Here is a 16,401-nt window from a genome sequence, read left to right as displayed (position 1 = left end):
CTGATCCCAAACCTGTGCCGATTGCGTGGGCTTCTGATGTGCCCTTCGTGCGGTCACGTCGCCACAATCACGATTCCGGACAGATCACAGGACCGTGGATAACCGGTGGGAGATCGAGCGCAGTGGATAGGGTGGTGACGCGAAGGGGGAGGGTGATACCGGTGAGCAAGTGGGACCGCACCGAGCCAGAGCGGGCGCCTGTCGCCGTGATCGGCGCTACCGGGCAACAGGGGTCGGCCACAGTCGATGCGCTCCTCGAACGGCGGATCCCCGTCCGTGCGCTTACCCGGAACGTCGAGAGCCCTGCTGCTCGAGCGCTTGCCCACCGCGGGGTGCATGTCGTGGCCGCCGACCTCGACGACCAGCCCTCTGTGAGGCGGGCGTTCGAAGGGGCTGCAGCGGCATTTGCCATGACGACCATCGACGGCCCCGCCGGGCCCAACGGCGAAACCGTACACGGAAAGACCATCGGTGATGCCGCACGCGCTGTGCAGCTACCTTTTCTGGTCTACAGCTCGGTTGGTGGCGCCGAACGCCACACGGGCATACCGCATTTCGAGAGCAAGGCGCGGGTGGAGGAGTACCTGGCCGGACTGGTGCCGCTCAACATCGTCCGCCCGACGTTCTTCATGGAGAATCTGACCTACATGATCGTCCGCAATGGCGACCGGGCAACGGTCGGTATCCCCATACCAGCAGATGTCCCCCTCCAGATGGTGTCCGTGCGCGATATCGGTCGGGTTGCTGCCGCTCTGCTGGCCGCTTCCGACCCCGACACCGCCCCGATCGAAATCGCTGGTGATGAGCTGACCGCGGAGCAGATCGCGAACCTGGTTGGGCAACGGCTCGGTGTTGCCGTCGAGGCCGTCCCGGCCCCGCCGCAGATGTTCGGCGACGACGAGGACATGAAGATCATGTTCCGCTGGCTCAGCAAGCTCCCGGCCCACCGCGCCGACTTCGGCCGTACCCGGGAATTGGATCCCGATGTCGAAGACCTTGCCGGCTGGTTGCAACGCAACGAGAGCCTCGGCTGATCGGTCAACTTGCAACCTGTCGGGAATCGCGCGCTGCGTTGATCACCGATGTCGCGGCGCACTGGAGTGCCCGCTCGAGCTGCCGGTGCGCTTGCTCGACGAATTAGGGGTCGAGAGCTGGACGGGATCGGTCCTTCCCGATGCGAAGAATGAACGGACCCTTCTTATAACGATTTGCACCTGAGGATGTCGATGCCTGCATGGAATGTGTTGTGGGGATCTCACGGCGTGCGTAAAGTCACTGAAAGGACTGTTTCGAGCAAGACTGACAATCCATTTCGATGAAGGTGGGTTCAATGTCTCCAACCTCGAAGGAATACGCAGAAGTCGAACCCGTCTCGGATCTCGAGATTTTCGGCGCCGAGGCGATCGGCACGTTCATCCTGGTTTTCTCTGCTGTGGGTACCGCCGTATTCGCGGGGGACAAGGTCGGGAACCTCGGTGTGGCAATGGCATTCGGACTGACGCTTGCTTTCCTCGTCTACTCGATCGGTTCGATATCGGGCTGTCATGTCAACCCTGCCGTCACCGTCGGGCAGTTCGTTCTCGGTCGGTTGTCCGTGGCAAAGGCGAGCGTGTACATTGCTGCGCAAGTCCTCGGTGGCCTTGTCGCAGGTGCCGTGATTTACCTTATCGCACAAAGCCTTCCGTCTTATGACCGAGCCGAGGACGGTCTGGCAGCCAATGGCTGGGGTGAGCACAGCCCGTCCGCCACCGAAGGGCCGCTCGGCGGGACTATTACACACGGATACGGCATCGGTGCGGCGATGACCGTCGAGATCGTGTTCACCGCGATATTGGTGTTCGTGATCCTCGCATCGACCGACCGGATCTCGAGTGTGGCCCTCGCCGGCGTCTCGATCGGATTCGCGCTCGCTGTGATCAACCTCGCGTCCATCCCGATCGACAACACGTCCGTGAACCCGGTTCGCAGTCTCGCTGTCGCGCCTTACCAGAATGGTGCGCTGCCCCAGTTGTGGCTGTTCATCGTGTTTCCGCTGATCGGCGGCGTGGTGGGTGCACTGGTATACCGATCACTGTTCGCTCGCGACGACCGACTGCAGAGTTGACCGATCCTGGTAGTACCATTCCGGCCCGTTACGTCCAAAACCGAGCGGGCAGGGGACACGGGTGTCGACGAGAAGGGGCCTTCGGGCCGGGATTTTGGCATGTGCGGTTCTCGCACTCACGGCGCTACCCGTGACCGCCTCGGCAGAGGAGGACGCGTCGCAGGACAGTCTGAACTACGTGGCATTGGGTGACTCGAGGGCTTCCGGGCCTCTCATTGACCCCTCTACTCACCAGGATCTTTGCCTCCGCTCGCCGGAGGTGAACTACCCGGCCAAACTGGCGGCCCGGATCGGCGTCACCAGCTTCACGGACGTCACCTGTTCGGCGGCGAAGCCGAGCCATGTGATCGACACCCCGCAATTCGTCGGGACACGCATAGCTCCGCCGCAGATCGAGTTCCTCAGCACGGACACCGACCTCGTGACGCTGAGCATCGGTGGGGGCGGTTCCAACCACCTGCCGGTATCGCTGCTCTGTGGGGCGATCAACCCCGGCGCCGATGCCCGCTGTCGGGACAATCCGCTGGCGGAGCAACTTGCGGTCGAGGGTATCGAGCGGATGGCTCCTCAGGTCGATGCCGTGGTGGCTGCCATTGTCGAGAAAGCCCCGCAGGCGGAGGTCTACGTCATCGGCCACGGCGGTTCCGTCGGATTGAGCGGATGCTGGCCCAACATCCCGGTGTCGGATGCGGACGCGGTCTGGTTGAACGGGTATTTCGAACGTTTCAATCAGATCTACGTCGATGCGGCGGAACAGTATGGGGTTCACTACATCGACATCGCGACGTCGGCTGTGGCAGGCGGACACGACGCCTGCGCGCCCCTCGGAGAGCGTTGGTTCGAGGGACTACTCCCACAGTCCCCGGCAGAGCCGGCCCATCCCAATGAGCTCGCGATGACCGCGATCGCCGACATGATCGCCGAAGATCTGGGCTCCCGCTGAGAATGCCGGCCCGTAAGGGACTTCGGATATCGGGGCTCATCGCCAACTGAAGTCCGCCCGAAGGCGTTTTGCGACAGCCTCGAACTTGTCCCTATCCAAGATCGCTCCCTCGCGGCGAATCCCTTCCTCGGGCACGTCGAGCACGCGGTCGAGGCGGATCCAGCTCGGACGGCCTTGTGAGTCCCACGAGCCCGAGCCGATTGCGATCCAGTCCCGATCGCCGTCGCGTCGGCTTTGCGAGGACAGCATCAGCCCGAGCAGTATGTCGCCGTCGCGCCCGACGACGAGGACGGGGCGGTCTTTGCCCTGACTCGGGTCTTCCTCGTATGTGGTCCAGGTCCAGACGATCTCACCGGGATCGGCGCGACCGTCGAGATCGGGGGCATATTCGACCTTCCGGGCCCTCTGGGCGGTCGGCGAGGCGTTCGAGCTGACCGGACGGCCGGGGGTGGACTGCGGCGCGGCGGCCCTCGAGCCGGTGAGGACACCGGCCACACGGTCGAGTGCATCGGACTTCTGTAGCCGCTGGAGCAACTCGGGGCCCCGGTCCCGTACGATTCGGCCGATTGTTCGTGAGAAGCCGCTCCACGTGCTTGCCATATGGCGAGTTTAGTAGGCGCGAAATGGAATCTGATGTGCCGCTACGTGGCGCAATCGCCGAAGGGGGCGGAAGTTCGTTGAAGAGATCGGGTACGGGGATGACGAGTTCATGGTGGGCGCGGGGAGCGGTGGTCGTCTGCACTGTGGTGGCGTCGACGGTGGCGATGACCGGCGGTGCCGGCGCGGACAACCGGAGCGACGGGCTCGACTATGTAGCCCTTGGTGATTCACGAGCGGCCGGACCGTTCATCAATACGCCCTCGCATACCGACTTCTGCATGCGCTCGGACCAGAACTATGGTTCCAAGCTGGCCCGGATCATCGACGCCGAAACTTTCACCGATGTCTCGTGCATCGCCGCGCAGGTCGAGAACGTCATCGACACTCCGCAGCGGGTGGGTCCCACGGTTGCGCCTCCACAGTTGGAGGCCTTGCGGCCGGAGACCGACCTCGTCACGATCAGCATCGGTGGGGTGGAATCGAATCACGTCGTGATCACCCGAGAGAGTTGTGCATCCTTGACCCCGGATGGCGATCGCAACTGCCGGAACAACCCTGACGTCGAACAGAAGGCGGTCGACGGCATCGCGAAGGTGGCGCCCGAGGTGGATCGGGTGATCGGGGCGATTGCGGAGAAGGCGCCGAACGCCGAGATCGTGATCGTCGGGCACGGCGGGGCCGTGGGCAATCGCGGTTGCTGGCCGTCGATTCCGTACTCCGATGCCGACGCACAGTGGCTTGTCACCTACTTCGAGCGATTCAATCAGGTGTATGTCGATGCGGCGCAGAAGTACGGCGCGCACTACATCGATATCGGGAAGGCCACCGTCGACGGCGAACACGATCCGTGCGCCGCACCCGAGGACAAGTGGTTCGAGGGCCTGATCCCGACCTCGGAGGCCCAGCCGGCCCACTTCAACGAGCGGGGTATGCAGGCCATCGCAGAAATGATCGCGGACGAATTGGGGTACTGAACGCCGAATCATCCCTACTCGGCACAGGTGTCCAGTGGTCGTCGCAGCACCCGGCATTCCGGGAGTGGCGACGCCCCTGGCCTCCTCGAGTGTGAAATCGCTCTATTCGGGGAACGCTTCCGGGAGCGTGTCGAGAGGAGTGAACCATGCATGTCGGATTCAAGTTGGTGACCGAAGCCTTCGATCCGAGTGAGATCGTTCGACAGGCGGTTGAGGCGGAGCGAGCCGGCTTCGATTTCGTGGAGCTGAGCGACCACTATCATCCTTGGCTGTACAGCCAAGGACATTCGGGGTTCGTGTGGGCGATGCTGGGCGCTGCGGCCGCGAAAACGAACACGATCGGTCTGGTCACAGGCGTCACCTGTCCCTCGTTCCGTATTCACCCCGCGATCATCGCGCAGGCTGCGGCGACCACGGCGATCCTCAGTGAGGGCCGCTTCACTCTGGGGGTCGGGTCCGGGGAACGGCTCAACGAGCACGTGGTCGGTGGTGACTGGCCGCCGGTGCGCGTCCGGCATCAGATGTTGCGCGAATCCATCGAGATCATCCGCCTGTTGTGGTCTGGTGGATATCAGTCCTATGAGGGCAAGCACCTCACCCTCGACGAGGCGCGCGTCTACGACCTTCCCGATGTGCTTCCCACGATCGCGGTGGCGGTCGGCGGTCCGGCATCCGTCGCACTCGCCGCGGAACTCGGCGACGGTCTCTTCATGGCCGGGCCGAACCCCGAACTACTGGAGGGCTACGCGAAGGCCGGTGGATCCGGGCCGAAGTATGCATCGTTGCCGTTGTCGTGGGCGCGGGACGAGCACACCGCGGTCGAAATAGCGCACCGAATGCTGAGGTTCGGCCTACTGGGATGGAATGTCCTGGCGGAAAGGAAGAACACGGCTGACTTCGAGGAAGTACTGTCCTCCGTCAGCCTCGACGATGTCCGTGAGGCGATAACATGCGGGCCGGATGCCGAGCAGCACCTCGAGGCTGCGCGCGCTCACGTCGATGCCGGCATCGATCATCTGACACTGATGAACGCCGGTTTGGACGTGGATGCGTTCTTCGAGTTCTTCTCCAACGAACTCAGCGAACCCTTGCGAGCGCTGCCGCGCCGCTGATGGCATGTGGTCTATGCCATCGCGACCAAAGGATTGCGGGCAGGCGGGGGTACTGGGCGGGGTCGGGTCCGCGAATTGGATATCCTGAGCGGTGACAGCGGCCCGGCCCGGGCCGGTGCCGGTCCAGGTTAGGGGTTCCCCATCAGCAGCTTCGCCGACAAGACGTTCACGGATCCGGCAAGGATCCGGAATTTCTGCATCATCGCGCACATCGATCACGGCAAGTCGACGCTGGCCGACCGCATGCTTCAACTCACCGGTGTGGTCGAGGAGCGGCAGATGCGCGCCCAGTACCTCGACCGCATGGATATCGAGCGCGAGCGCGGGATCACGATCAAGGCGCAGAACGTCCGGCTCCCATGGAAGGTGGACGACGAGGAATTCGTGATCCACCTCATCGACACCCCGGGGCACGTCGACTTCACGTACGAGGTCTCCCGAGCGCTCGAGGCATGTGAAGGGGCGGTGCTGCTGGTCGATGCCGCGCAAGGTATCGAGGCGCAGACGCTCGCGAACCTGTACCTGGCGATGGAGAAGGACCTCACCATCATCCCGGTGCTCAACAAGATCGACCTTCCCGCCGCGGATCCCGATCGGTACGCCGAGGAGATCGCGCACATCACCGGCTGCGAACCCGGTGACGTGCTGCGTGTGTCCGGCAAGACCGGCGTGGGCGTGAAGGAGCTACTCGACGAGGTCGTACGGCAAGTCCCTTCGCCGGTCGGCGATCCCGACGCCCCGGCAAGGGCCATGATCTTCGACTCGGTGTACGACGCCTACCGCGGTGTGGTCACCTATGTGCGAGTGGTGGACGGCCGGATCTCTCCTCGCGAGAAGATCACCATGATGTCGTCGGGAGCCACCCACGATCTCATCGAGGTCGGCATCATCTCGCCCGAGCCGAAGCCCAGCATCGGTCTCGGCGTCGGCGAGGTGGGGTACCTCATCACCGGGGTGAAGGACGTGCGGCAGTCGCGAGTCGGTGACACCGTCACCTCGGCGCGCGGCGGAGCCGAGGAGCCTCTCGTGGGCTACCGCGACCCCAAGCCGATGGTCTATTCGGGCCTTTACCCGCTCGACGGGTCCGACTACCCGGTGCTGCGTGACGCGCTCGACAAGCTGCGGCTCAACGACGCCGCACTCGCCTACGAACCGGAGACGTCCGTGGCGCTCGGGTTCGGGTTCCGCTGCGGGTTCCTCGGCCTGCTGCACATGGAGATCACCCGCGACCGGCTCCAACGCGAGTTCGGGCTCGAACTGATCTCGACCTCACCGAACGTGGTGTACCGGGTGGTGATGGAGGATGGCAGCGAGCACGTGGTCACCAACCCGTCGTACTGGCCCGAGGGCAAGTCGCGCGAGGTCTACGAACCGATGGTCAAGTGCACCGTCATCGCGCCGAGCGAGTTCGTCGGCGCGATCATGGAACTGTGCCAGAACCGCCGTGGCGAGCTCGGGGGTATGGACTACCTGTCCGAGACCCGCGTCGAATTGCGGTACGAGATGCCTATGGGCGAAATCATGTTCGACTTCTTCGACGCCCTGAAGTCTCGGACGAAGGGCTACGCGAGCCTTGACTACGAGGAGTCGGGTGAGCAGCTCGCGGACCTGGTGAAGGTTGACATCTTGTTGCAGGGTGAGGCCGTCGACGCATTCTCGTCGATCGTGCATCGCTCCGCGGCAGCCACCTACGGTGGCCGGATGACGTCGAAGTTGCGTGAGCTCATTCCCCGGCAGCAATTCGAGGTGCCGATCCAGGCGGCAATCGGGTCGAAGATCATCTCACGCGAGAACATCCGCGCCATTCGCAAAGACGTACTCGCCAAGTGCTACGGCGGCGATATCAGCCGTAAGCGCAAGCTGCTCGAGAAGCAGAAGGAGGGGAAGAAGCGCATGAAGACCATCGGTCGCGTGGAGGTTCCTCAGGAAGCCTTCGTAGCCGCGCTCTCCTCCGAAGCTGTCGGGGACAAACCCAAGAAATAGCGCCACTGGTGGCGGTCCCCGAAATCCCGCTTCTCTCCGATCGCTCTGACTGAAAGTAGGTGCGGCAGGTGGCTTTGGAGACATGGCTCACGCGGACACTCGGACTCACGGTGCCGATCCTCGGGGCACCGATGGGCGGGCGCGCGGGCGGCACCCTCGTCGGAGAGGTGACGAAGGCGGGCGGACTGGGATTACTCGGTGCCGCACGATACGCGAGCCCGGAGTGGATCACCGACGAGACGGCGACAGCCCGGAGAATCGGCGGAAGCGATCTCGGCATCGGGCTCATGACGTGGTCGCTCACCGACAACGACGCTCTTCTCGACGCGGCGCTGGCGCAGATCCCGCGGGTCGTGTTGCTCTCGTTCGGTGATCCCGCACCGTTCGTCGACCGGGTCCGTGACACCGGCGCCCTCGTCGGGTCGCAGGTGAACACGGTCGAGGATTTGCGCGTGGTCGAAGCGGCGGGGGTCGACTTCGTTATTGCCCAGGGCGGCGAAGCCGGTGGACACACCGGAAAGATCGCAACGTTGCCACTGCTTCAGGAGGTTCTCGAAGCCACCGAGCTTCCGGTGGTGGCGGCCGGTGGCATTGCGACGGGACGAGGTCTCGCAGCCGTTCTCGCCGCAGGCGCCGAGGGTGCGATGATCGGGACTGCTCTCCTGGCCAGTCCCGAGACGATCGGACCCGAGTATGCCCGGAGCAGGGTCGTGGCCGCTCAAAGCACCGACACCGTATACACCTCGGTGTTCGATCAGGCGCGAAGACAACCGTGGCCACAGCGATGGGGTGGACGGGCACTGAGCAACGAGTTCACCTCGCGCTGGCACGGCAGCGACGCACCCGAGGAGGAACTCGTCGCCGCGTACGACCCCGGCAATCCTGACCTCGGTGTCGTGTACGCCGGAGAGGCTGCGGGCCTCGTCGCGTCGGAGCGGCCGGCCGGTGTGGTGGTTCGGCAGATCGCGGCCGACGCGGAACGGTTGTTGCGCCGCTTCGTCGACTAGTCCGCGCGAACCACCACGGCAACAGTTGACCCAGCGTTGATCAGATGGCGCTGTGCGCAGGCTGAAACGTGCCTGCTTCGGCTTCCTCGGCGCGGATGACGTGCAATACGGCGTTGATCAGCGCGAGGTGGGTGAACGCCTGAGGGAAATTGCCGAGGTGCCGACCGGAGTCGGAGTCGATCTCTTCGGCGTACAGCTCGAGGGGGCTCGCGAATCCTAGGAGCCGATCACACAGCTGCTTGGCTCGGTCGAGTTCACCGATCTCGACGAGAGCCGATACCAGCCAGAACGAGCAGATCGTGAAGGTGCCCTCCTTTCCGGACAGGCCGTCGTCGGTGGTCTCTACCCGGTAGCGCAGCACGAGTCCGTTCTCGGTCAACTCGTCCGCGATGGCGAGCACGGTGGTGCGGATGCGAGGGTCGTCGGCGGGTAGGAACCGGAGCAGGGGGGCGAGGAGCAGGGACGCGTCGAGATCGTCGCTGCCGTACCGCTGGGTGAGTACCCCGCGGGCGTCGACGCCGTGCTCGAGGATATCTTCTTTGATCTCGTCGGCCAGTTCGGACCACTGTTGCGCGTAACTCGTCTCACCCTGGAGTTCGGCAAGTTTCGCCCCTCGGTCGAGAGCCACCCAGCACATGATCTTCGACGATGTGAAGTGCTGTGGCTCGCCACGTACTTCCCAGATCCCACGGTCCGGGTGCCGCCAATTCTTGGCCGCCTCCTCGACTTGACGCTTGAGCATCGGCCACAGCGTCTCCGGGACGCGTTCCCGAGTTCTCACGTGCAGGTAGACCGAATCGAGGATCGTTCCCCAGATGTCGTGCTGGACCTGGTTGTACGCACCATTGCCGATCCGAACCGGTCGGGCTCCGTCGTACCCGGAGAGGTGGGCCAGTTCCGACTCCTCGAGGGTGTGTTCGCCGCCCGCGCCATACATCACCTGAAGCGGATGGTGGTGGCCGTCATCGGCGGTCGACACGTCGTAGAGGAAGGAGAAGAAGTTGTTGGCCTCTCGGTCGAGCCCGAGGCTGTAGAGCCCCCACAGCGCGAACGTCGAATCGCGAACCCAAGCGTAGCGGTAGTCCCAGTTCCTTTCGCCGCCAGGCGCTTCCGGTAGGGACGTCGTCGGTGCCGCGAGGAGTGCGCCCGTTGGAGTGTAGGTCAACCCCTTGAGCGTCAGGGCACTGCGCTGCAGGTGGCCGCGCCATTTGTGGTCCGGGAATCGGCCGATGGTGATCCATTCGCGCCAGCACTTCGCCGTCTGCCACATCTTGTCGGCGGCTTCGTCGAAGGTCTGCGGCGCCGGCATGTGGGACCACGACAGCGCCACGAACACGTCGTCACCTTCGACCATCCGAGTTCGGGCGCGCGCCTCCCGCCCTTCCAAGCCGATCCGCATGTTCGTGGTCAGCTTCAGGGTCGGGTGGTTGTCCGGACTGCTGGACCTGCAGATGGCCGTGGCCTCCTCGTAGACCTTGCCGGTGTACTCCCATTTCGCAGTTCCCCGGTGATAGTCGAAAGCAGGTTCGCAGCTCATTTCGAGTTCGACGGTTCCGTTGACGCACTTCACCGTGCGCAGCAGGACATGCTCGGCGTCCCAGTCGGTGGGGGTGCGGCGGTGGGAATGGGAGCGCTCTTCGACGTTGTGCCACGGACCGAGTACCAGGGCGTCGCGCACGATGAGCCACCCCGTCTCGGTCTGCCATGTGGTTTCGACGATCAGTCCTCCGGGAAGATAACGCCGGGCCGAGGGCACGTTCTGCCCGTAGGGTCCGATCCGGAAATGGCCTGCGCTGCGGTCGAGGACGGCGCCGAAGATGCTGGGGGAGTCCGGTCGCGGAATGCACATCCATTCGACCGATCCGTTGCGGGCAATCAGGCAGGTGGTTTCGCAATCCGACAGGAAGGCGTAGTCGTCGATCGGAGGAAAGGAACGGTGGCGATGGCCGGTCCGGTGGGCCCTGTCAGAGGAGTGTGCAGCAATGGACACCATCTGCTCATCATCTGCCGCTTCCGCCTCGACGTCTACCTGTTCGGCCAAGGCGTGTCGGGTGAGGATAAGGTGGGCCGGTGGACCGCATAGCGAGTTGGTGGGACGGCTTCGAGCTGTGGATCACCGGGCTTCCGTTCGTTCCACAGGTTGCCCTCGTGCTGCTGGTGATGGTGCCGGTGTGCCGGGTAGCGGCGTGGCTGCTCGATCGCGGCCTGGCCGCAGTCTTCGTCCTGCTCAGGAGGGACGTTTCGAAGGTGGAGGAACCCTGATGCCACGCTCACGCGTCACTCTCGCGCTGCTCGCGCTCATCGTCCTTGTGATCGTGGCCTGGCTGCTCACCTAGGTAGTTCTGTTCGATTCGAGTGGTTGATCCGGCCTCTGATAAAGTTCTCGGCGTGTCTGAAGCCGCTGTACACCAGATCCGCCACGAATTGGCGTTGATCGCGGTCGGCATGCTTGCAGTCGCCGATATCGACTGTTGCTGATCTCCCTTCGCACGTCTCTTGCAGCTCCGAGCGGTGCTGCGCACACTTGTGTTCGCGCCCGTTCCACGAGCGGACACGTGCGCCCCAGGACCCCCAGCCGCACGAGATGCATCTGCGGAAACTCCTCGCTGTTCTTCGTACACACCCAATTTTCAGGAAGGTATCTCCCATGCGGCGCTGTTCTCGTCGTTACTTCGCGGCCCTCATGACGGTCGGAGCAGTGACGCTGGCCGCGTGCGCCGGCGGCACGAGCGATACCGTCGGTGGCGAAGCGGCAGGAGGGGACGGCAGCGCGGGCACGATCAACCTGTACGCGTACGCAGTGCCGAAGCCGGGCTTCGACAAGATATTCCCCGCGTTCGACGCAACCGAGGAGGGCGAGGGCGTGAAAGTCCAGCCGTCGTACGGCGCCTCCGGTGACCAATCGCGCAAGGTGACCGACGGTGCCGAAGCCGACGTCGTCAACTTTTCCGTCGAACCCGACATCACTCGACTCGTCGACTTCGGGCTGGTCGACAAGAGCTGGGACCAGGATGCATACAACGGGGTTCCGTTCGGTTCGGTCGTCACCCTGGTCGTACGGGAAGACAACCCCAAGAACATCCGTGACTGGGACGACCTGCTGCGCCCCGGTGTGGAGGTCGTGGCCCCCAACCCGTTCAGTTCCGGGTCCGCGAAGTGGGATCTGCTCGCCCCCTACGCCGCGAAGAGCAACGGCGGAGAGGATCCGGACGCGGGCCTTGCGTACATCACCTCGCTCGTGAACGATCACATGAGGATTCAGCCGGCTTCGGGGCGTGCCGCGTCCGAGGCGTTTCTGCAGGGCACGGGTGATGTACTCATCAGCTACGAGAACGAGGCCCTGTTCCTCGAGGAGCACGGCGAACCCATCGAGTATGTGACTCCTCCGACCACCTTCAAGATCGAGAATCCGGTCGCGGTGCTGGCGAACAGCAAGAATCTCGAGAAGGCCGTGGCGTTCAAAGACTTCCTGTACACGCCAGAGGCGCAGAGGCTGTGGGCAGAGGCAGGGTTCCGCCCGGTCGATCCCGCAGTGAAGTCAGAGTTCGCCGAAAAGTTCCCGGAGCCGACCAAGCTGTGGACTATCGCCGATTTCGGCGGTTGGTCAGCGGTCGACTCCGAGTTGTTCGCCGAGGATTCCGGGTCGATCGCCATGATCTACGACAATGCAACCAGGTAAGACCGAAGTGAGCGAGATACAGACGATGACCGGCGACCGCGACATCGCGCCGTCGGCCCCTCCCGTCCCACCCGCCCGGAGAAAGGTCGCCCGGGTCACCGGAGCGGTCGGACCATTGGGGATCGGCATCGCGACGCTGTGGCTGAGCGTCATGGTGGTCCTGCCTCTCGCCGCGCTCACCGTCGCGTCGTTCGGCGACGGCATCAGCGGCTTTGTGGACGCGATCACCAGCCCGGCGGCGCTCGCTTCGCTGCGTGTGACAGTGTTCGTTTCGGTGGTGGTGGCCGTGGTGAACGCAATTATGGGCACGCTGATCGCCTGGGTCCTGGTGCGAGACGAGTTCCCTGGAAAACGAATCGTCAACGCGCTGATCGATTTGCCGTTCGCGCTGCCCACGATCGTGGCCAGCATCGTGCTGCTGTCCCTCTACGGCCCGCAAAGCCCGATCGGGATTCAGCTGAACGCGACGCAGCCCGGGCTGATCGTGGCGCTCGCTTTCGTGACGTTGCCGTTCGTCGTCCGCTCGGTACAGCCCGTGCTGATCGAGGTGGACAGGGAAGTGGAAGAGGCCGCGGCCTCGCTCGGAGCCGACAACGTCACGATCTTCCGCAAGGTGGTTCTGCCGACACTGATTCCGGCGATCATCAGCGGTGCGGGGCTCGCGTTCGCCCGCGCGATCGGCGAATACGGATCCGTCGTTCTGATCGGCGGAAACATCCCACGGGAGACCCAGGTCGCGTCTCAGTACATTCAGCAGCAGATCGAAATCGGCAGGCCCGCGTCTGCTGCGGCTGTGTCGGTGGTCCTGTTGGCCATCGCGTTCATGACGTTGTTCGTCCTCCGGCTCCTGTCGAGCCGGGCCCAGCGTCGCGAGGAGCGGGCCGTATGAAGCTGTCGGCGCCCACCCGGATCGCTCTGCGCACGATCGCCCTGGTCTATCTGTTCGGACTGCTGGTGTTGCCGATCGGCGTCATCTTGTTCCGCACCTTCGAAAACGGCATCGTCGCGTTCTACGAATCGATCAGTACGCCGGCCGCGATTTCGGCGCTCAATCTGTCGCTGCTGATCGTGGCGATCGTGGTCCCGGTCAACGTGGTCTTCGGGGTCGTGACGGCCTTGGCCTTGGTTCGCGGTCGCTTCCCCGGTCGCGGGCTGGTCCAGGCCGTCGTCGATCTTCCGTTTGCCGTCTCGCCGATCGTGGTAGGCGTCTCGCTGATCCTGCTCTGGGGTGTCAACGGGTGGTTCGGTGGCCTGGATTCGCTGGGGTTCAAGGTGATCTTCAGTCTTCCCGGCATGGTCATCGCCACCTTGTTCGTTACCCTGCCGTTCGTGGTACGAGAGGTCGAACCAGTCCTGCGCGAGATCGGAGAGGATCAGGAACAGGCCGCCGCGACGCTCGGTGCCAACCGGTGGCAGACCTTTCGGATGATCACGCTGCCCGCCATCCGGTGGGGCCTGACCTATGGAGTGATCCTCACCGTCGCGCGAGCGTTGGGGGAGTTCGGAGCGGTGATCATGGTGTCCTCGGGACTTCCGGGCGTGTCACAGACTCTGACGCTGCTGGTGCATTCTCGCTACACCGACGACTACAACACCTTCGGTGCATATGCCGCGGCAACGTTGCTGATGGGCATTGCGCTGATCACCCTGCTTCTGATGACCTTGCTCGACCGTAAGAGGAGTACCACGTGATCACCGTGACCGGAGCCCGTAAGAATTACGGCACCTTCGCTGCTCTCGACGACGTCACCATCGACATTCCCTCGGGTTCGCTGACTGCGCTGTTGGGGCCGAGTGGTTCCGGTAAATCAACCCTGCTCCGATCCATTGCCGGGCTCGAAACGCTGGACTCCGGCACGGTCGTCATCGGCGGAAAAGATGTCACGAACGTCTCCCCGCAAAAGCGGGACATCGGGTTCGTGTTCCAACACTATGCGGCCTTCAAGCACATGACGGTGCGTGACAACGTCGCGTTCGGCCTGAAAATCCGCAAGCGGCCGAAGTCGGAGATCGGCAAGAGGGTCAACGAACTGCTCGAGATCGTCGGTCTCGACGGATTCCAGCACCGCTATCCCGCGCAACTGTCCGGCGGTCAGCGTCAACGCATGGCGCTCGCGCGCGCACTCGCCGTGGACCCGCAGGTGTTGCTGCTCGACGAGCCGTTCGGTGCCCTCGACGCGAAGGTGCGTACGGACCTTCGCACATGGTTGCGGCGACTGCACGACGAGGTGCATGTGACCACCGTGCTCGTCACGCATGACCAGGAGGAGGCGCTCGATGTCGCCGACCGGATCGCGGTCCTCAACAACGGCAGGATCGAGCAGGTCGGCGAACCGGGGGATCTCTACGACCGTCCCGCGAACGATTTTGTGATGTCGTTCCTCGGCTCGGTGGCCAAACTCAACGGCCAACTGGTTCGCCCGCACGACATCCGCCTCGGGCGGGACCCGGGCATGGCGCTCGCCCAGAAGGCCGGAACTGCCGAATCGCTAGGCGTTACGCGGGCCACCGTCGAGCGCGTGGTGCATCTGGGCTTCGAGGTCAGGGTCGACCTGCGTAACGAGGCGACCGGCGAATCGTTCTCCGCTCAGGTGACGCGGGGTGACAGCGCGGCACTGGGGTTGGAAGAAGGACAAACCGTGTACGCGCGGGCGACGCGCGTGCCCGACCTCCCGGGGACCGAGGCCCCCGCCCCCTCGTAACTCTTCCCGTACCTACGTCCACGGGGTCCGGGTTGCAAATCCGTGTTCATGCCTTCCGGCAGATGAGCACCGGGCACCGAGCGTGGTGGATGAGGCTCTGACTTGTAGAACCGATGATGGAGGCCGTGAACGGGGTACGCCCGTGGCTGCCGACCACCATCAGTTGTGCGTCGACTGAGTGTTCGAGGAGCACTCTCGTCGGTTTGCCCCGCTCGACACAGCGGGTCACTTCGACGTCGGGGTACTTCTCGCTCCATCCGGCCAGGCTCTCGGCCAGCAGGGCAGTTTCCTGTTGTGCGTGCGGTTGCCAGTCGGTGAATCGCCTTTCCTCCGAATACCACGCACCGAGGGTCGAGTGTTCGGACCAGGTGTGCACTGCGATGAGCGGCGCGCCGAAGAATGCGGCGAACTCGAAGGCGTGAGCAACGGCCATGTGGCTCAGTTCGCTACCGTCCACGCCCACGACGACGGGTCGTCCGGCGCGGACTTGGTTGCCCTGGATGCCGCGCCACACGGCAACCGGGCACTCAGCGTTGTTCGATACCCGGACGACGTCGGAACCGACATACACCGATCTCATCTCACTGGTAGCGGCCGGACCGAGCACAACCATGCGCGCCGACTTGGACAATCCCACCAACGTGCGGGCGGGCGGGCCGGATTCGATGTTTCGCTCGATGGTGAGATTCCGGTATCCATCGAGCGCCGCCTGCTCCGCGGCATCGAGTAACTTCTCGACGCCGGGGTGAAAATCAGCGTCGACCTCGTCGATCGCGTCGTCGGTTTTCGGATGTTTCGGGAGAACGTGGACTAGCCGTAAAGGTTCGTCGAAGCACCGCGCGGCGGAGGCGGCCCATGCCGCGGCCTCTAGCGCTCCCTCCGATCCGTCGATGCCTGCTACGATCCCGCGCCTGATCTGTGCTGTGGTCATAATCACATTCACCGCCTCCATTCCAGTTTGGTCCAGGAGGGCTGTGTGCGCCAGGGGCAAATCTTGGACGCTCCACCAGCGGCTCGCAGCAATCTCGTGGCTACAGCTCGAAGCACCTTGTGGCAGTGGTGAACCGGCAGGGCGTTTGCACCGTGTGGCGATATGTGCTCGGCGCAGGTTTGGTTGTTCTCAGTCGCCCTGATTCGTGGTCACCGGCCGCGCTCGTCCTCAGCTAATGCGGGGGCTCAGCCACTGCAGGCAAGTGCCGATCCACCAGATTGGCGGCCGACCCGTAGTACGTGAGAGGAGGCTCGAGGCTCGCTGCATCTCTCGCGTGCATTATGGATTGCGGGCCTCCTGATTTGC

The 16,401-nt window shown here is 63.9% G+C and carries 16 protein-coding genes; 13 read left to right on the top strand and 3 right to left on the bottom strand.

Annotated features, from left to right (window positions below; all coding sequences use genetic code 11):
• Positions 1 to 161: 161 nt before the first annotated feature.
• From BFN03_RS10490 to BFN03_RS10480, 3 genes are all read left to right on the top strand, one after another.
• Positions 162 to 1,034 carry an NmrA/HSCARG family protein gene (locus tag BFN03_RS10490; protein ID WP_070380816.1) on the top strand — a complete coding sequence of 291 codons (873 nt, stop codon included), beginning with the start codon at positions 162 to 164 and terminating at the stop codon, positions 1,032 to 1,034.
• A 296-nt stretch (positions 1,035 to 1,330) separates the two neighbouring features.
• Entirely contained in the window at positions 1,331 to 2,104 is a 774-nt protein-coding gene (locus BFN03_RS10485; protein WP_070380815.1) for an aquaporin, read from the top strand.
• Positions 2,105 to 2,282: 178 nt separating this feature from the next.
• Positions 2,283 to 3,047 carry an SGNH/GDSL hydrolase family protein gene (locus BFN03_RS10480; RefSeq protein WP_070380814.1) on the top strand — a complete coding sequence of 255 codons (765 nt, stop codon included), beginning with the start codon at positions 2,283 to 2,285 and terminating at the stop codon, positions 3,045 to 3,047.
• 36 nt (positions 3,048 to 3,083) lie between these two features.
• On the opposite strand, the gene BFN03_RS10475 is transcribed toward BFN03_RS10480, so the two are convergent.
• Positions 3,084 to 3,647: a type II toxin-antitoxin system PemK/MazF family toxin gene (locus BFN03_RS10475; RefSeq protein ID WP_070378950.1), complete on the bottom strand. Its 564-nt coding sequence runs from the start codon at positions 3,645 to 3,647 to the stop codon at positions 3,084 to 3,086.
• A 23-nt stretch (positions 3,648 to 3,670) separates the two neighbouring features.
• Here BFN03_RS10475 and BFN03_RS10470 point away from each other — a divergent pair, with 23 nt between their 5' ends.
• From BFN03_RS10470 to BFN03_RS10455, 4 genes are all read left to right on the top strand, one after another.
• Complete coding sequence (locus BFN03_RS10470) at positions 3,671 to 4,621, top strand: SGNH/GDSL hydrolase family protein (RefSeq protein ID WP_232320221.1); 951 nt, start codon at positions 3,671 to 3,673, stop codon at positions 4,619 to 4,621.
• 146 nt (positions 4,622 to 4,767) lie between these two features.
• Complete coding sequence (locus tag BFN03_RS10465; RefSeq protein WP_070378949.1) at positions 4,768 to 5,733, top strand: TIGR03557 family F420-dependent LLM class oxidoreductase; 966 nt, start codon at positions 4,768 to 4,770, stop codon at positions 5,731 to 5,733.
• Positions 5,734 to 5,874: 141 nt separating this feature from the next.
• Positions 5,875 to 7,716 (top strand): translation elongation factor 4, encoded by a 1,842-nt coding sequence (lepA, locus tag BFN03_RS10460; protein WP_084385583.1) that lies wholly within the window; start codon positions 5,875 to 5,877, stop codon positions 7,714 to 7,716.
• A 68-nt stretch (positions 7,717 to 7,784) separates the two neighbouring features.
• Positions 7,785 to 8,723: an NAD(P)H-dependent flavin oxidoreductase gene (locus BFN03_RS10455; RefSeq protein ID WP_084385765.1), complete on the top strand. Its 939-nt coding sequence runs from the start codon at positions 7,785 to 7,787 to the stop codon at positions 8,721 to 8,723.
• A 40-nt stretch (positions 8,724 to 8,763) separates the two neighbouring features.
• Here BFN03_RS10455 and BFN03_RS10450 read toward each other — a convergent pair whose 3' ends face one another.
• Positions 8,764 to 10,716 carry a glycoside hydrolase family 15 protein gene (locus tag BFN03_RS10450; protein ID WP_070380811.1) on the bottom strand — a complete coding sequence of 651 codons (1,953 nt, stop codon included), beginning with the start codon at positions 10,714 to 10,716 and terminating at the stop codon, positions 8,764 to 8,766.
• 77 nt (positions 10,717 to 10,793) lie between these two features.
• Here BFN03_RS10450 and BFN03_RS10445 point away from each other — a divergent pair, with 77 nt between their 5' ends.
• The 6 genes from BFN03_RS10445 (at position 10,794) to BFN03_RS10425 (ending at position 15,104) form a co-directional block, all read left to right on the top strand.
• Positions 10,794 to 10,985, top strand: a complete 192-nt coding sequence (locus tag BFN03_RS10445; protein ID WP_070378947.1) for a hypothetical protein — start codon at positions 10,794 to 10,796, stop codon at positions 10,983 to 10,985.
• Positions 10,986 to 11,111: 126 nt separating this feature from the next.
• Positions 11,112 to 11,201: an Ms4533A family Cys-rich leader peptide gene (locus BFN03_RS20950; RefSeq protein WP_332309173.1), complete on the top strand. Its 90-nt coding sequence runs from the start codon at positions 11,112 to 11,114 to the stop codon at positions 11,199 to 11,201.
• A gap of 169 nt (positions 11,202 to 11,370) precedes the next feature.
• Positions 11,371 to 12,402 (top strand): sulfate ABC transporter substrate-binding protein, encoded by a 1,032-nt coding sequence (locus tag BFN03_RS10440; RefSeq protein ID WP_070378946.1) that lies wholly within the window; start codon positions 11,371 to 11,373, stop codon positions 12,400 to 12,402.
• Between the two features lie 25 nt (positions 12,403 to 12,427).
• Positions 12,428 to 13,291 (top strand): sulfate ABC transporter permease subunit CysT, encoded by an 864-nt coding sequence (gene cysT / locus BFN03_RS10435; protein ID WP_157109692.1) that lies wholly within the window; start codon positions 12,428 to 12,430, stop codon positions 13,289 to 13,291.
• Entirely contained in the window at positions 13,288 to 14,094 is an 807-nt protein-coding gene (cysW, locus tag BFN03_RS10430; RefSeq protein WP_070378945.1) for a sulfate ABC transporter permease subunit CysW, read from the top strand. The genes cysT and cysW overlap by 4 nt, the downstream gene beginning before the upstream one ends.
• Entirely contained in the window at positions 14,091 to 15,104 is a 1,014-nt protein-coding gene (locus BFN03_RS10425; protein ID WP_070378944.1) for a sulfate/molybdate ABC transporter ATP-binding protein, read from the top strand. The genes cysW and BFN03_RS10425 overlap by 4 nt, the downstream gene beginning before the upstream one ends.
• A gap of 46 nt (positions 15,105 to 15,150) precedes the next feature.
• Here BFN03_RS10425 and BFN03_RS10420 read toward each other — a convergent pair whose 3' ends face one another.
• Positions 15,151 to 16,035 carry a universal stress protein gene (locus BFN03_RS10420; protein WP_070380809.1) on the bottom strand — a complete coding sequence of 295 codons (885 nt, stop codon included), beginning with the start codon at positions 16,033 to 16,035 and terminating at the stop codon, positions 15,151 to 15,153.
• Positions 16,036 to 16,401: the final 366 nt, after the last annotated feature.

This window comes from Rhodococcus sp. WMMA185 (assembly GCF_001767395.1).
Classification (GTDB): Bacteria; Actinomycetota; Actinomycetes; order Mycobacteriales; family Mycobacteriaceae; genus Rhodococcus_F.
This window is presented reverse-complemented; position numbering and strand designations above follow the sequence as displayed.

What these genes read in the sequence shown, in the direction of transcription:
- cysT (WP_157109692.1), top strand. Translation starts at nt 12,428, where the DNA reads ATGACCGGCGACCGCGACATCGCGCCGTCGGCCCCTCCCGTCCCACCC.
- BFN03_RS10485 (WP_070380815.1), top strand. Translation starts at nt 1,331, where the DNA reads ATGTCTCCAACCTCGAAGGAATACGCAGAAGTCGAACCCGTCTCGGAT.
- BFN03_RS10440 (WP_070378946.1), top strand. Translation starts at nt 11,371, where the DNA reads ATGCGGCGCTGTTCTCGTCGTTACTTCGCGGCCCTCATGACGGTCGGA.
- BFN03_RS10450 (WP_070380811.1), bottom strand. Translation starts at nt 10,716, where the DNA reads ATGGTGTCCATTGCTGCACACTCCTCTGACAGGGCCCACCGGACCGGC.
- BFN03_RS10475 (WP_070378950.1), bottom strand. Translation starts at nt 3,647, where the DNA reads ATGGCAAGCACGTGGAGCGGCTTCTCACGAACAATCGGCCGAATCGTA.
- BFN03_RS10470 (WP_232320221.1), top strand. Translation starts at nt 3,671, where the DNA reads ATGGAATCTGATGTGCCGCTACGTGGCGCAATCGCCGAAGGGGGCGGA.
- BFN03_RS10465 (WP_070378949.1), top strand. Translation starts at nt 4,768, where the DNA reads ATGCATGTCGGATTCAAGTTGGTGACCGAAGCCTTCGATCCGAGTGAG.
- cysW (WP_070378945.1), top strand. Translation starts at nt 13,288, where the DNA reads ATGAAGCTGTCGGCGCCCACCCGGATCGCTCTGCGCACGATCGCCCTG.
- BFN03_RS10420 (WP_070380809.1), bottom strand. Translation starts at nt 16,035, where the DNA reads ATGACCACAGCACAGATCAGGCGCGGGATCGTAGCAGGCATCGACGGA.